At 49.1% G+C, this 13,926-nt stretch carries 15 protein-coding genes; 4 read left to right on the forward strand and 11 right to left on the reverse strand.

Annotation, left to right across the window (positions count from 1 at the left end; all coding sequences use genetic code 11):
* From Q0499_RS04690 to ccoN, 6 genes are all read right to left on the reverse strand, one after another.
* Entirely contained in the window at positions 1–507 is a 507-nt protein-coding gene (locus Q0499_RS04690; RefSeq protein WP_299196855.1) for a FixH family protein, read from the reverse strand.
* Positions 508–592: 85 nt separating this feature from the next.
* Positions 593–2,008 carry a cytochrome c oxidase accessory protein CcoG gene (gene ccoG, locus Q0499_RS04695; RefSeq protein WP_299196856.1) on the reverse strand — a complete coding sequence of 472 codons (1,416 nt, stop codon included), beginning with the start codon at positions 2,006–2,008 and terminating at the stop codon, positions 593–595.
* Between the two features lie 166 nt (positions 2,009–2,174).
* Entirely contained in the window at positions 2,175–3,059 is an 885-nt protein-coding gene (gene ccoP, locus Q0499_RS04700) for a cytochrome-c oxidase, cbb3-type subunit III (RefSeq protein WP_299196857.1), read from the reverse strand.
* Positions 3,056–3,259, reverse strand: coding sequence for a cbb3-type cytochrome c oxidase subunit 3 (locus Q0499_RS04705; RefSeq protein ID WP_299196858.1), 204 nt, complete (start codon positions 3,257–3,259; stop codon positions 3,056–3,058). Before Q0499_RS04705 ends, ccoP begins: the two co-directional genes overlap by 4 nt.
* Before the next feature lie 5 nt (positions 3,260–3,264).
* Positions 3,265–3,885: a cytochrome-c oxidase, cbb3-type subunit II gene (ccoO, locus tag Q0499_RS04710; protein WP_363317773.1), complete on the reverse strand. Its 621-nt coding sequence runs from the start codon at positions 3,883–3,885 to the stop codon at positions 3,265–3,267.
* Positions 3,886–3,903: 18 nt separating this feature from the next.
* Positions 3,904–5,334 carry a cytochrome-c oxidase, cbb3-type subunit I gene (gene ccoN / locus Q0499_RS04715; protein WP_299196859.1) on the reverse strand — a complete coding sequence of 477 codons (1,431 nt, stop codon included), beginning with the start codon at positions 5,332–5,334 and terminating at the stop codon, positions 3,904–3,906.
* 374 nt (positions 5,335–5,708) lie between these two features.
* Here ccoN and Q0499_RS04720 point away from each other — a divergent pair, with 374 nt between their 5' ends.
* Both Q0499_RS04720 and rlmM read left to right on the forward strand, forming a co-directional pair.
* On the forward strand, positions 5,709–6,317 hold the full coding sequence (locus Q0499_RS04720) for an alpha/beta fold hydrolase (protein WP_299196860.1): 609 nt from the start codon (positions 5,709–5,711) through the stop codon (positions 6,315–6,317).
* A gap of 11 nt (positions 6,318–6,328) precedes the next feature.
* On the forward strand, positions 6,329–7,393 hold the full coding sequence (gene rlmM / locus Q0499_RS04725; RefSeq protein WP_299196862.1) for a 23S rRNA (cytidine(2498)-2'-O)-methyltransferase RlmM: 1,065 nt from the start codon (positions 6,329–6,331) through the stop codon (positions 7,391–7,393).
* 44 nt (positions 7,394–7,437) lie between these two features.
* On the opposite strand, the gene Q0499_RS04730 is transcribed toward rlmM, so the two are convergent.
* Positions 7,438–7,719 (reverse strand): antibiotic biosynthesis monooxygenase, encoded by a 282-nt coding sequence (locus Q0499_RS04730; RefSeq protein ID WP_299196864.1) that lies wholly within the window; start codon positions 7,717–7,719, stop codon positions 7,438–7,440.
* 124 nt (positions 7,720–7,843) lie between these two features.
* Between Q0499_RS04730 and tusA the strand changes: the two genes are divergently transcribed.
* A complete protein-coding gene (gene tusA / locus Q0499_RS04735) occupies positions 7,844–8,113 on the forward strand; it encodes a sulfurtransferase TusA (protein WP_299196866.1) in 270 nt (89 codons plus the stop codon).
* A gap of 81 nt (positions 8,114–8,194) precedes the next feature.
* Positions 8,195–8,644, forward strand: a complete 450-nt coding sequence (locus Q0499_RS04740; protein WP_299196868.1) for a ProQ/FinO family protein — start codon at positions 8,195–8,197, stop codon at positions 8,642–8,644.
* A gap of 70 nt (positions 8,645–8,714) precedes the next feature.
* Here the strand turns inward: Q0499_RS04740 and Q0499_RS04745 are convergent, their stop codons facing one another.
* From Q0499_RS04745 to Q0499_RS04760, 4 genes are all read right to left on the reverse strand, one after another.
* Complete coding sequence (locus Q0499_RS04745; RefSeq protein ID WP_299196869.1) at positions 8,715–10,649, reverse strand: EAL domain-containing protein; 1,935 nt, start codon at positions 10,647–10,649, stop codon at positions 8,715–8,717.
* Positions 10,650–10,680: 31 nt separating this feature from the next.
* Positions 10,681–11,388, reverse strand: coding sequence for a transglutaminase-like cysteine peptidase (locus tag Q0499_RS04750; RefSeq protein ID WP_299196870.1), 708 nt, complete (start codon positions 11,386–11,388; stop codon positions 10,681–10,683).
* 95 nt (positions 11,389–11,483) lie between these two features.
* Positions 11,484–12,557, reverse strand: coding sequence for a DUF3080 family protein (locus tag Q0499_RS04755; protein ID WP_299196871.1), 1,074 nt, complete (start codon positions 12,555–12,557; stop codon positions 11,484–11,486).
* Positions 12,533–13,900, reverse strand: coding sequence for an MATE family efflux transporter (locus Q0499_RS04760; protein ID WP_299196872.1), 1,368 nt, complete (start codon positions 13,898–13,900; stop codon positions 12,533–12,535). The genes Q0499_RS04755 and Q0499_RS04760 overlap by 25 nt, the downstream gene beginning before the upstream one ends.
* Positions 13,901–13,926 lie beyond the last annotated feature (26 nt).

Consider the following 13,926-nt stretch of genomic DNA (forward strand, 5'->3'; position numbering starts at 1 on the left):
TTACTGGTTACCAAATGTAAAGCTTTGCTGATCGTAAGGAGGTTCAACTTCTTCGATTAACTGCCATTTTTTATCATCCGGGCTGATGATCAGTTTTCGATTGCCATTGAGAGACGTTTGCAACTCACCTACATAGTGTCCGGGCCTCAGCTGACGCAGCGTTGTGGTTACATCCAGACTGGCTTTAGTTGGGTGTCCGATGGTGAGATTCAGTTGTTCCGGAAGCGGTTCGTCTTTGCTGCTCAGGAGTGCAAAGTTGATATCGCTAGTGACCGTGTCAAAGCGCAACGTGCCGCTCATACCCAGTTGAACTGCAACCTCTTGTAGCTGGTTGTCTTCGTGAAATGCCCTGGCGCGCTTGGTATATTCCTCAAGTACTACACCATCATTAGTGACTATTGATGCTGTGATGTAAACAGTAGAGTAGAGGACGGTGGCGATGAGTGGGGCGATAATAAACCATAGCCAGGGCTGCTTATACCAGGGGGCGATTTGTTGGTCAGTCATATGTTTCCTTAAAAAAGAAATAGCTGCACGGAGGTAAATCCGGCAGCTATTCTAACTCAGTCGACTGGGGGAGGGTAGGCTTTGCTTACCGCTTTACCGGTCCGATAAAGCGGTTTTCTTCCTCAACCAGAATACTCTCATCATCCAGAGCCTGAACGCGGAACATAATGTCGTAGTTCGGGCGTTCAAGATAGCGTGGATCTGCCTGGAGACTGATTGGGTGATCCAATAGTTCTCCTGAGCGAATCACTACTTCACTGTCTCCTGACATGGTGATGCCTTCAACTCCTGAAATCTCAATGCTGAAACGGTGATCAACCTGAGACTTGTTAGCAAGCTTGAGAGTATAAACGTTTTCGATCATGCCGTTCGACGCTTCAACATAAAGTTGACCGCGGTCACGAATAATGTCAACTTCCAGCGGAACCCGGTTATACAGGGTAACGCTAAACGCGATGAACATTGCACAGATCGCGACGAAATAGCCGATCAGTCGTGGCCGGAGAATATGCGTTTCTCCCCCATTTAGTGCATGTTCGGTAGTGTAGCGAACCAGGCCGCGTTCATAGCCCATGCGGTCCATAATATCGTCACAGACGTCGACACAGGCACCGCAGGCAACACACTCATATTGAAGACCGTCACGGATATCGATACCGACAGGGCAAACATGAACGCAGTTATCACAGTCGATACAGTCGCCCAGACCTTCCGCTTTGTAATCAGTCCCTTTTTTCCGTTTTCCACGGTTTTCACCGCGGATATTGTCGTAAGAGATGATCAGAGTGTCCTGGTCAAACATAACGCTCTGGAAGCGGGCGTATGGACACATATAGATACACACCTGTTCACGCATCCATCCAGCATTGGCATACGTTGCCACTGTCAGAAAGCCGAGCCACCAGGTTTCCCATGGGCCCAGATTCCAGGAGAGCACCGCGGGGGTTAGTTCGCGGATTGGGGTGAAATAACCGACAAATGCAATAGCAGATGCGGCAGCGATAATTAGCCATATAGCGTGCTTAGCTGTTTTGCGGACGATTTTTTCACCGCTCCAGCCCATTTTGTCCATGCGCATTCTTTGGTTGCGATCACCCTCTGTTACCCGTTCAGCCCAGATGAAGAACCAGGTCCAGACGAACTGAGGGCAGGCATAACCACACCACAGGCGACCGGCAAATACGGTGACAAAGAATAGAGTGAACGCAAGAATGATCAGCAGCCAGGAAAGTAGCATGAAATCCTGGGGCCAGAAAGTAAAACCAAATATATGGAATTGTCGGCTTGGCAGGTCAAATAAAACAGCCTGTTGACCGTTCCATTGAATCCAGGAGAAACCGTAAAACATCACCAGCATCATAAAGCCGGAGATTGTGCGGAAGTTCTTAAAGAACCCTTTGTAGTACTTTACATAGATATGTTCACGCTTGGCATAAAGATCGAAGTTCTCATCACCTTTATTGCCTTTTGGAGTTACGTCCTTTACTGGTATTTGATTCATACCATTCCTCACCATCAAGTAGTCGAAATACCAACACCAAAACCATCATGTAAAAGGTCTATTAGTGAATTTGAATATTATACGCGGTTTGATGCAGTAGTTAAGCGGCGGTACAAAAAAAGGCGATATGATTTTCATCATATCGCCTTTTTTATTGATCTGAACCTTACTTGTTAGAAAGGCTGTACACGTAGGCGGTGATCAGGGTGATCTTGTCATCGCTTAGCAGATCTTTATGTGCTGGCATAACACCGTTACGACCCGCACGGATTGTGTGGCTTATCTGCGCGAAAGAACCACCATACAGCCAGGTGTTGTCGGTCAGGTTAGCCGCACCCAGTGCCTGCATCCCTTTACCGTCAGCACCGTGACAAGCAGTACACAGAGCCTGAAACTGTTGCTGGCCGCGAGCAGCCATCTCAGCGTCGTGCTCAGCGCCGCTCAGTGACAATACATAGCTTGCCACATCACGTACACCTTCTTCGCCCAGTACCGGACCCCAGGCTGGCATAGCACCCTGACGACCATTGGTGATTGACTGCTTGATAGTGGCAGGTGCGCCACCATACAGCCAGTCACCGTCGGTCAGGTTAGGGAAGCCATAGGCGCCTGCACCGGTTGCGCCGTGACACAGTGAGCAGTTGTTTGCAAACATGCGCTGACCGATTTTCAGGCCGTCAGGCTGGTTCTGCAGATCTTCAACAGACATCGCTGCGTATTTTGCAAATACAGGTTTGTACACCTCTTCGGCGTGTGCCATCTCTTCTTCATACTGACCTACAGAAGACCAGCCGTAAAAGCCTTTTACGTTAGCCAGACCGTAGAGTCCGAGATAGGCAATACCAAAGATAACGGTAGCCACAAACATCTGAAACCACCAACCCGGAAGAGGGTTGTCATACTCTTCGATACCATCAAAAGAATGTCCCAGAGTTTCCTCTGTCGCTTCCTTGTGTGGTTCGCTCTTACGCGTGGCAAGCAGTAACCAGGTACAACCCAGAATAACTGCCAGGGTAATTGCCCATACCCATGCGTTCCAAAAAGCACTCATCTTTCATTTCTCCCGCTATTGGTCATATCAGCACTTGCAGAGTCTTCACCGGCAGGTTTTTCATCCTCGTCGGCGAAAGGTAGTTGTGATGCGTCTTCAAACCTTTTTCGGTTACCCGGTAATAACACCCAGATAAACAGTCCGATAAAAGTGATTATCATCACTGCTGGCAGATAGGGACCATAAACTTCGTAGCTCACTCGAATTACCGCTTGTTGGTATATTGAGAGTGGGTTTTACCAAGTGCTTGTAGGTATGAAACCAGGGCGTCAATTTCTGCCTTGCCTTCTACCTGCTCGCGAGCCTTACTGGTTTCTTCCTCGGTGTATGGAACACCCAGTTTAGCCAGCACTTGCATCTTGGCAGCCGTATCCGCACCAGACAGTTTGTTTTCAAACAGCCATGGGTAAGCGGGCATCTTGGACTCCGGTACTACATCACGCGGGTTGTAAAGGTGCGCGCGGTGCCAGTCATTACTGTAACGTCCACCTACACGGGCCAGATCAGGACCGGTACGTTTTGAACCCCACAGGAACGGATGTTCCCATACAAATTCATTGGCAGTTGAGTAGTGACCGTAACGCTCAGTTTCTGCACGGAAAGGACGGATCTGCTGAGAGTGGCATACATAGCAACCCTCGCGGATGTAGATATCCCGGCCTTCCAGTTCCAGTGGAGTATAGGTACGCAGACCTTCAATCGGCTTAGTAGTCGAATTGGCGAAGAACAGAGGTACGATTTCAGCCAGACCACCGCCACTGATTACCAGGATAATCAGCAGGATCATCAGGCCAATGTTCTTTTCAATCGTTTCATGTTTGATCATTTTCTATGCTCCTATCCCTTAAGCTGTCTGCGCAGACGCATCAGCTGCAGGAGCTGTGCTGTCTTTACGGACAGTCTGCCATACGTTGTATGCCATCAGGAACATGCCGGTCAGGAAGAATAAACCACCCAGGGCACGTACGAAGAAGCCCCAGTGACCTGCTTCAAGAGCTTCAACGAAGCTGTAAGTCAGGGTGCCGTCTTCGTTAACTGCACGCCACATCAGACCTTGAAGAATACCGTTAACCCACATAGAGCAGATGTACAGAACAGTACCGATAGTAGCCAGCCAGAAATGGGTGTTGATCAGACCAACACTTGCCATCTGTGCTTTACCCCAGAGTTTAGGGATCATGTGGTAAACAGCACCGATAGAGATCATCGCAACCCAGCCCAGAGCGCCCGCATGTACGTGACCGATAGTCCAGTCAGTGTAATGGGACAGCGCGTTTACAGTCTTGATAGACATCATCGGGCCTTCGAAGGTAGACATACCATAGAAAGACAGAGAAACCACCAGGAAACGCAGTACAGGGTCAGTACGCAGCTTATGCCAAGCACCAGACAGAGTCATCATACCGTTGATCATACCACCCCATGATGGAGCCAGCAGGATCAGGGACATAACCATACCCAGCGTCTGAGCGAAGTCAGGCAGGGCAGTGTAGTGCAGGTGATGACCACCAGCCCACATATAGGTTGCGATCAGAGCCCAGAAGTGTACTACAGACAGACGGTAAGAGTAGATTGGACGCTCAGCCTGCTTCGGTACGAAGTAGTACATCATGCCCAGGAAGCCTGCAGTCAGGAAGAAACCTACCGCGTTGTGGCCATACCACCACTGAACCATGGCATCAACCGCACCTGGATATACAGAGTAGGACTTGAACAGAGAAACAGGCATTGCTGCACTGTTAACAATGTGCAGTACTGCAACTGTCAGAATGAATGCCATGTAGAACCAGTTACCCACGTAGATGTGAGATGTTTTACGCATCTTCACAGTACCCAGGAACACGATAGCGTAGGCAACCCAGACCACAGTGATCAGAAGATCAATAGGCCATTCCAGCTCGGCATACTCTTTAGACTGAGTTAAGCCAAGTGGCAGGGTGATCGCTGCACTCAGAATAACCAGCTGCCAGCCCCAGAAAGTAAAGGCGGCCAGTTTGTCAGAGATCAGGCGGGTTTGGCTCGTACGCTGTACGACGTAGTAAGAGGTTGCGAACAGTGCGCAGCCTCCGAATGCAAAGATAACTGCGTTGGTGTGCAACGGACGCAAGCGACCGTAAGTCAACCAGGCAGTATCAAAGTTTAGTGCAGGCCATACTAATTGGGATGCGATTAACACGCCCACGGCCATTCCGACGATTCCCCATACCACTGTCATGATGGCGAATTGACGCACCACCTTGTAATTGTAGGTTGGGTGTTCAGCTGCTGTGCTCATATCAGGCTCTCATCAACAAGCTATTAGAAAGGTTTAGAAAGTAAATTTCCGCTGGCTATTATGTGGAAACAACGCCCACATTTCAATGCGTCAACGGTATTAGTTGCGACATAGTGCCGCAGTGCGAAATTGAAAAATCTCACACTTTTAAAATTTAATCTTGTTTGTGTTTTTTTTTAAGATATTGATTTATATTGGTTTTATGTGTTGTTTGTTTTTTGAATATGAATTCTTAAACTGGCCTTTAGTGCTGTTTTTGGCAAAGGTTGACGCAGATCAAGCCAGTATCAAAAGTTACTAATTTCTCTTTTGTTGATGTGGATCAAGCGGATTTTGACGCATAATCAGTCGCATTTGTGATTAGGAGGGTAACAATGATCGTTCAAGGCAGGGCAGATAAGGGGCGTATTTTGCTGGCCCATGGCGCCGGTGCGCCGATGGATAGCTTATTTATGAGTCAGATTGCCAGTGGGCTTGCGGCTGGCGGGGTTGAGGTTATCAGGTTTGAGTTTCCATACATGCAAAAGCGCAGGTCTGACGGGAAAAAGCGTCCACCAGACCGCCAACCCCGGCTGCTTGAATATTTTGCTCAGCTGATTGAGCAGTTTGATGATGGACAACCGCTCTGGCTGGCCGGGAAGTCAATGGGTGGACGCATGGCGACAATGCTGACAGAGCATCCTGCTGTAACCGGGTGTTTAGTCTATGGCTATCCTTTCTATGCTGCAGGGAAGCAGGATCTCCCCAGAATTGAACATCTTCTTTGTGTCGCTAAGCCAGTGCATATATTTCAGGGAACCCGCGATGTTATGGGGCGAAAAGAGGTGGTTGAGAGGTACAGGCTTGCCCCATCTGTTCAGCTCCACTGGCTTGAGGATGGTGATCATGATCTCAAGCCCAGGAAAATATCCGGAATTACTCAGGACGAACATGTCTCCGATGCAGTAGAATCCTCACTCAAAATCATTAACCCCTATCAGTGAGGTACTGCCCTGTGAATCACCTTTTACTCTATTGTCGTCCCGGCTTTGAAAAAGAGTGTGCGGCCGAAGTACGTGAGTTGTGTGAGCAACAGGGTATCTATGGTTATTGTAAACTTGAAGAAAACAGCGGCTATGCTCTGTTTGTCAGTCACCAGCCGGACGGGGCCTCTCTGGCCGTGGAGAAGCTGCAGTTTCATGATCTTGTCTTTGTTCGCCAGTGGGTTGCTTGTCTGCCAATAGTTGAGGGTATTGATACTGAAGACCGGATTGGCTCGCTGATTGAACATGTTAGCGGATTACCTGAGTGTTGTGAGTTATGGGTTGAGCCTGCTGATACGACGGAAGGTCGTGAAATGCAGCGATTCTGTAATAGCTTCGGCTCAGCGTTCAGTCAGGTGTTGCGAAAAAAAGGTATTCTGCAACGAAAAGCGGCTTGCAGACTGCATATTTTCGCCCTCACGGGTAGTTGTTTTTATATTGGCTATGCACCGGTCGTTAACTCTGCTCCCTGGCCGATGGGCATTATGCGGCTGAAATTTCCCAATCAGTCCCCCAGTCGCTCGACTTTGAAACTTGAAGAGGCGTGGCACTGGTTTATTCCTGAAAATCAGTGGCATCAGTATATTAGCAGTGGCAAACGTGCGGTTGATCTGGGTGCGGCGCCAGGCGGGTGGACCTGGCAGCTGGTAAATCAGAATATGTTTGTCACGGCGATTGATAACGGTCCGATGGCAGAGTCGCTGATGGAGACCGGGCAGGTGAAACATCTGACCGAAGATGCCTTCACTTATCAACCGCATAAGGCTGTTGACTGGATGGTCTGCGATATCGTTGATAAACCGACCCGGGTGATAAAGCTGATGACGCAGTGGCTGGTTAACGGTTGGTGTCGTGAAACAATTTTCAACCTTAAGTTGCCGATGAAGCAGCGTTATCCAGAGGTGAAAAGCTGTCTGGATTATCTGCAAAATGCGTTAAATGATGCGGGTGTCCGTTATTCTATAGCGGCTAAACACCTTTATCATGACCGTGAAGAGATTACCGTGCATGTGAGACTGCTGGATTATCATGGATAGCAGGCATCTTTGATGCTGGCTGTACTCGGGTGTGAGTGTGACGGTTAATGTTCCAGAACGGTAATCTTTTCGTCTGTTTCCAGCATTGGCATGATCGCTTCCATAATCTGCCGTCTCTCTTCAGATGCGTGCCAGCGCTGCCAGTCCTGAATCGAACGAAAGGTTGCCATGACCACCCGGTGGTTGGCATCATGACTGTTCTTAAGGGACTCGCCTGAGATAAAACCATGGGCCTGCATTGCAAGTTGCAGAGTATTGCGTGCAGCTTTCTCGTAGTGCTCTGCCAGATCGTCGGCAATATGGCGCTCTATCAGTACTCGAATCATTTTTCTTCTCCGTTAACTGAATAAATTTATTTTCATTTATTTCAATATAATAGCACTGTTGAAGCGGGTAAAATGCTATCAGATAAAAAGATGGGTTTTTCTATACCTCTGAATTTGCGACAATATGTCTCCCGATGAAGTTGAGGTGGAGTTGATGGTTGAAGTTAAAGCGGATCAGGTAATGGATGCAACAGGTCTGTTCTGTCCTGAGCCGGTAATGCTGTTGCACAACAGAGTGCGGGAAATGGCGATTGGTGAGGTGTTGCAGTTGACCGCAACCGATCCATCAACTCAGCGTGATGTACCAAAATTCTGTACTTTTCTGGGACATGAACTGATTGACCAGAAAGTGGAAGATGATCGTTTTTTTTACCTGATCCGTAAAGGGGAGTAGTCTCCCTGTTAAGGATCAGGTAGTGTTTTTTTTATAACAGGCCCCGAGGGCCGATAGATAAATGGTTGAGAGAAACTTACTGTGACAGCAACAGATACTACGGATAAATCAAAATCCCGTACCCGCTCAAAAAACCGGGCAGCTAACCAGGCGGCGTTACAGTTGCTATGCGATGCTTATCCCGAGGTCTTTAATCGGGAAAGTATGCGGCCATTGAAAATCGGAATTCAGGAAGATCTGGTTGCTGATGAGAAGTTGGCGAAGAATAAGATTAAGCGGGCGCTGGCTTCGTATGTGCGTTCCCCCTATTACTTTCGCAGCCTGAAAGAGGGTGCTGACCGTATCGGTCTGGATGGTCAGGCTTCCGGCACTGTTACTGAGTCTGAAGCTGAACATGCCAAGCAGCAGCTGAAAGAGATTAATAAACTGCGTCAGCAAAAGCAGCAGGAAGTGAAGGTTCAGCAAAAAGTTAAGGAGAAGGAAGAGCGCCTTAACAACAAGCTGGAAATGTTGCTAACCAAGCGCGGTTAATCACCTGTAGTACTAAAAAAACCGCCTGTTGGCGGTTTTTTTGTCCGTATCAATCCTGCAATAGCCCGATTCAGAGCTGTTCGGGCTTGCCGTGAATCCAGCCCTGTGAGCCGTCAACTTCCAGCTGCCGCAGTGCACTCAGCTGAGTATCCCGCTCCACATGTTCCGCATACGCTTTTATATCCAGGCTGTGGGCGACAGTCACCAGGCTTCTGACAAAGAAGCGGTCTTCTGCGCTATTGTCCAGTTCTCTGATCAAAGAACCGTCAATCTTGATGTAATCCGGATGAACAGTGTAAAGATAGCTGAAACCCGCCGGGTTGATACCGAAGTTATCGACACCGAACTGGACGCCCGCCTGTTTGAGCTGATCACGGAAGAGTGCGACCTGGCTAAGGTTATTCAGCACCGATGTTTCGTTGATCTCTATGCAGAGTCGTTCGGCGCCGGAAAGTTTTTCTGCAGCGCTGATCAGCCATTCGCAGAAAGCAATATCTCTGACTGAATCATTACTCAGATTTACCCCTAGGGTCATTTCCGGATTATTTTCCAGCAGCTTGATGGCGGATTTCAGAACTGACCTGTCCAGGGCCGACATCAGATTTAACTGTTTCACCACACTGATAAACTCACCTGCCATGCAGGGGAGGTTATCCTGGTTAAGTATGCGGGCGTAAATCTCGTTATGAATGACGTCCTGACGTTCAGATACCTGTTTTACTGGCTGAGACTGTAAAAAAATATCGCCGCTACTTATTTTATCACTCACATGCTGATGCCAGCTCTTTTGCGCTTCGCTGTTGTCAGTGCTCTGACAATACAGGGTGACGTTATCCCTACGCGCTTTATCGGTGGCTTTTCGCGCGTTACCCAGCAGCTCTTTGGAGTTGCTTTGTTCTGAATAGGCGGCTGCACCGAGGAAGAATACTTTACTCTCAGCGGTATCACTTAGCTGCTGATAGAAGTCTTTAAGGTTGCTTGCCAGCTTGTTTAACTCTCTCTGTAGCTGGTCAGGGTCGGTAATATCGCTTAGCAGGATAAACTCCGAAATGCTGATGCGCCCGATAACCGGCTCATCTGTTATGCGAGCCAGTTCGTTGAGCTGGTCAGCACAGGCGCGTATAAAATTATTGGTTTTCTCCATCCCCAATTCTTTATTGAGTTGTTGCAGATCGTCTAGTTGTAAGTGAATCAGGTTGCCCTGGCCAAAATCCTTGCGATAATCGATACGTTCATTAAGCTGGGTAAACGTTGCCCGTTGATTGGCCAGTCCGGTAAGGTCATCCTGATAGGCGGTGCGGCGTATCTCTTCGATATTCTTCGCCTGTTCATCAAACATGGTACGTACCCGGCGAACCATCATATTCATCGCCAATACGACCTGTTTTAATTCACGGGTGCCGGGAATGAGACTCTGTTCAATATACTTCTGTTGTGACAGTGCCATTGCCTGCTCTTCGACTCCCTTCAGAGGGTTGAGTATGTAGCGCATTAGCAGGCTGATAAAAAACATGCTGAAAAGAGAGAGCACAACAAACCAGGCAAAGGTTTTCTCGGTTCCCCGCCATAATTGCTCATAAGCATAGCCCGCACGGCTCTGGACGAAAATTGAACCAACTTTCTGCCACTGGCTGGTAACTTCCCGGGTCATCTCGGGTGGGGTGATCTCCACCAGGCGAATAAACCACGTGGGTACGCTATCGTTGATCTGTGCATCGGTGTGTTTGATAAACAGCGGTTGGTTTTCTGCATCGACGACCCGGATCTGTTGATAGAAACCGCTGTCGAAAATTGCGTTTACCGTGGTTTCAATCGCTGCAGTATCCCGTTCCGCCATATACGGAGCCAGATAGAGGCCCAGGTGGGTGGCAGTATCCTGGCCATGGGACTCGAGCTGATGGATCAGCATCTCCTTGGAACTATCTGACATCAGATATACCGTGCCAGACGCCAATCCGATCAGCACGGCTAACACGGCGGCCATTAACTGATTAACGATAGACATTTTCGATTCCTCATCTGCTTATTTATCAGGATTAAAAATCCTGCTTTTCCATTCGTGATTGAAGCTGTACCCAGGGCTTTAGCTGGTCCGAAGTACCCACCAGCGTACTGCGGCGGCCTTTTTTCGATAACCACAGATTGTCGCCGTTAAAACTGTAAACGTGCTGCAGATCCGGGCGCCGGTTTGCAGGTTTTATCTCGGGTATCAGATTGTCCAGTATCAGAGGTGTCGCTTTAGGCGTTGAGTAATAGGTTAACACCATATGTGCCTGGTTCAGTCTGAGTGCCTTAACATAGGCGATACTGAGTTTTTCTATCGGGATGCCTACCTGACGCAGGGTGTAGTATTTGGCGATAGAGAAGTCTTCGCAATCGCCCCCGTTGGTAATCAGAAATTCAACCGGACTGGCCCAATAGTCTTTTTGGTTCCAGTGGACGATATCATCGACAAACTCCATCTGGTTAAAAAAACGATTTACCCGATGAAGTTTTTCATCTTCGTCGAGGTCGGCAATATCTTTGATCAGATTCTGCCAGCTCTGGAGTCGCCGTTCGGCCATATCGCCATACTTTTGCCCCAGTTTTTTGATCTGGGCATCTGACATCAGTACGGTGAATTCAGGGGCGGCAATGAGCGTATAGGTGAGTGATAACAGTATCAGACCCACAAGGAAACTCAGGCTGGATGAAAACCGGCCTGCAGAAGCGTTTCTGGATCTGTACTGGGAATCTCTGGACACGGTTAACCGTTTAAAAAATAAAGAGTAACTTTATTGTTTCACAGCTTAGATGACAACACCTGTGTTATTTACTCAAAATGGTGTTGGCCAGTCGATTAACTGCCAGGCATCAGGTTGCATTGGCTCAGCAGGCGTTGCCAGGCTTTCGTATGACGGTCTCTTGCGGTTGTGTAGTTCAGCCATAGTGGGGCATCGCTGGCGATAATCTGCGCCTGATAATCCTTCATTGCATCGGGAATGTGCTTGAAGTTAAGTAGCAGTCGACGGTTGAGCTCCAGCCATTCCCGGCCCTCTCTGTCTATTCTGGCCATGTAGGGCTGCAGTTCCCCTGCATAGTATTTATTGAATACGTTTTTTACAATCAGCGCTTTTGGCGTTGCCTGTTTATTGAAACAGAGCGGTCGTTGCCCGAGTTTTTGTTCAATCACGCTGGCGGTATGGTTGAGTGTGTAGGTAACCAGATAGAGTGATCGTAGCCAGCGACTACCGTATCGAAGGCTTGAAAGAGCCTGGTAGTGAGGTTCCAGCTGATCAAGATAATCCGGCTCTGTCCATTCTGTCTGAGGGGTATTGATCTCACTGTTCAGAGCGGCGATACGGTTTAACATGAGTAACGCCTGACGGGTCTGGCTGAAACCGTCATCATCGGTTAACGATAGCGGAGGCTCCGAGCGTGAAAAATTCCGCTCTATCGCTTCGCTGGTAAAGATGCCATTCCACAGCGCTACTTCAAAGTTGGCTTTTTTAATCAGAAAAATTTCATCGACCTGTTGTAACAGCTCAGCATCAGAGTCGTGTTGAGTCAGAGTCTGCTGGCAGCGGCCCAAACGGAATAACAATCTTATCTCATAAACCATCTGCCGGGAGGGGGGCATTACCTTACCCAATGAACTGTTGCGCTCAGCTATCAGATTGATCAGCTGACAGTGGCGCAGGTTCAGCACCTCAATCAGGCCCTGCCGCAGATCGGGGACCGGTTGAATACGTTCTCGTCTTTTGGGGTAGGGGGGGAGTGCCAGAGGAATGTCCAGATTCAGCTCTGCATCACTGTTGAGGCTGTTCGCGACCCGGTTGCTGTAGCGCTCCAGCATCGATTCTGCCGGCCGTTGGTCGCAGCCCTGCAACAGCATTGCGAGCAGAATTATCAGGAATGGGCTGGAATATCGCATCTACGTTTAATGTTTTGATACCGGAGTAACAACAGTGTAGCACCAACACTCAGGCCTGCGATCATTCCTAGCCAGAAGCCTTTTGCACCCAGGGCGGGAACCAGCAGGTCGGTGAGGCCAAGCATATAACCCAGTGGCAGGCCGATCAGCCAGTATGAAGTGAATACAATTAACAGTGGCACTCCAGTGTCTTTGTGTCCTCTTAAAATGCCGGCACTGGCTACCTGAATCGCATCAGGTATCTGAAAAATAGCCGCGATCAATAGCAGACTGCTGGCGAGTTGAATGATCTCGTCCTCGTTGCTGTATAGGGTTGCAATCTGAACGGAGAGTAATGCGATAAGAGAGCAGGCGATAACTGAACAGCAGCAGACGATAGCATAGCCGGTAATAGCTGTTGTTTGCGCTGCAACTAGGTCCCGCCGACCGATGCACTGACCAATACGAATGGTAAGTGCCATAGCGATGCTCAGCGGAACCATAAATACCATGCCGGTAAAACTCAGGGTTATCTGGTGAGAGGCTATGACGTTCTCTCCCAGTCGGGCAATCAGCAGGGCGATCATCGTAAACATGCTGACTTCAATCAGCAGTGTAACGCCAATAGGCACGCCGATTTTCAGAATACTGAAGAAGTATTTCGTCCTGGGCCATGGCAGGGTGATCAGTTTGAGTCTGCGAAAGTGACGGGAGTAGTGAAGATAGCAGCCTGCCGATAGCGCCATAATCCACATCACTATGGTGGTCGCCCAGCCACAGCCTACGCCTCCCAGTTCAGGAAAGCCCAGCTTACCGTAGATCAGCAGGTAGTTCAGGGGGATGTTGCAGAGCAGGGCTAACAGGCCAATTTTCATTAGCGGCTGGGTTTTGCCTAATCCTTCTGAATAACTGCGTGCCGCCTGGTAGAGAATCATCCCGGGCACACCCCAGGAAAGCGCATCCAGATAACCGAGAGTCTTCTCTTTCAAGCTGCCGCTAACCTGCATGAGATCAAGAACCGGTGCCATATTGCGCAGTATTAGCCAGGCTGATACGCCTGCAATCAGAGCGATCAGAACCGCTTGATGAAAAATTAATCGGGTACGCCGCAACTGATCGCTGCCTGCATGGTTTGCGACCATCGGCGTGACGGCCATCAGCAGCCCCCCCAGCGAGATCACTACGGGCAGCCAGATCCCCGAGCCTAAAGCTACAGCGGCAAGGTCCTCTGCGCTATAGCGGGCAGCCATCAGTGTATCAACAAACCCCATCGCGGCCTGCGATAATTCAGCGATAAGAATCGGAATAGCCAATGCGAGAATCTGGCGGCTTTCGCGGATGGAGGGTTGCGTGCGTTTTTTCAAAGGTGATGCTTTCACAGGGTATTGCT

Origin of the sequence: uncultured Amphritea sp. (assembly GCF_937127095.1) — a bacterium.
Taxonomy (GTDB): Bacteria; Pseudomonadota; Gammaproteobacteria; order Pseudomonadales; family Balneatricaceae; genus Amphritea.

Coding starts and splice junctions, on each gene's coding strand:
- Q0499_RS04690 (WP_299196855.1), bottom strand. CDS start 507: ATGACTGACCAACAAATCGCCCCCTGGTATAAGCAGCCCTGGCTATGG.
- ccoG (WP_299196856.1), bottom strand. CDS start 2,008: ATGAATCAAATACCAGTAAAGGACGTAACTCCAAAAGGCAATAAAGGT.
- ccoP (WP_299196857.1), bottom strand. CDS start 3,059: ATGAGTGCTTTTTGGAACGCATGGGTATGGGCAATTACCCTGGCAGTT.
- ccoO (WP_363317773.1), bottom strand. CDS start 3,885: ATGATCAAACATGAAACGATTGAAAAGAACATTGGCCTGATGATCCTG.
- ccoN (WP_299196859.1), bottom strand. CDS start 5,334: ATGAGCACAGCAGCTGAACACCCAACCTACAATTACAAGGTGGTGCGT.
- Q0499_RS04720 (WP_299196860.1), top strand. CDS start 5,709: ATGATCGTTCAAGGCAGGGCAGATAAGGGGCGTATTTTGCTGGCCCAT.
- Q0499_RS04730 (WP_299196864.1), bottom strand. CDS start 7,719: ATGATTCGAGTACTGATAGAGCGCCATATTGCCGACGATCTGGCAGAG.
- tusA (WP_299196866.1), top strand. CDS start 7,844: ATGTCTCCCGATGAAGTTGAGGTGGAGTTGATGGTTGAAGTTAAAGCG.
- Q0499_RS04745 (WP_299196869.1), bottom strand. CDS start 10,649: ATGTCTATCGTTAATCAGTTAATGGCCGCCGTGTTAGCCGTGCTGATC.
- Q0499_RS04755 (WP_299196871.1), bottom strand. CDS start 12,557: ATGCGATATTCCAGCCCATTCCTGATAATTCTGCTCGCAATGCTGTTG.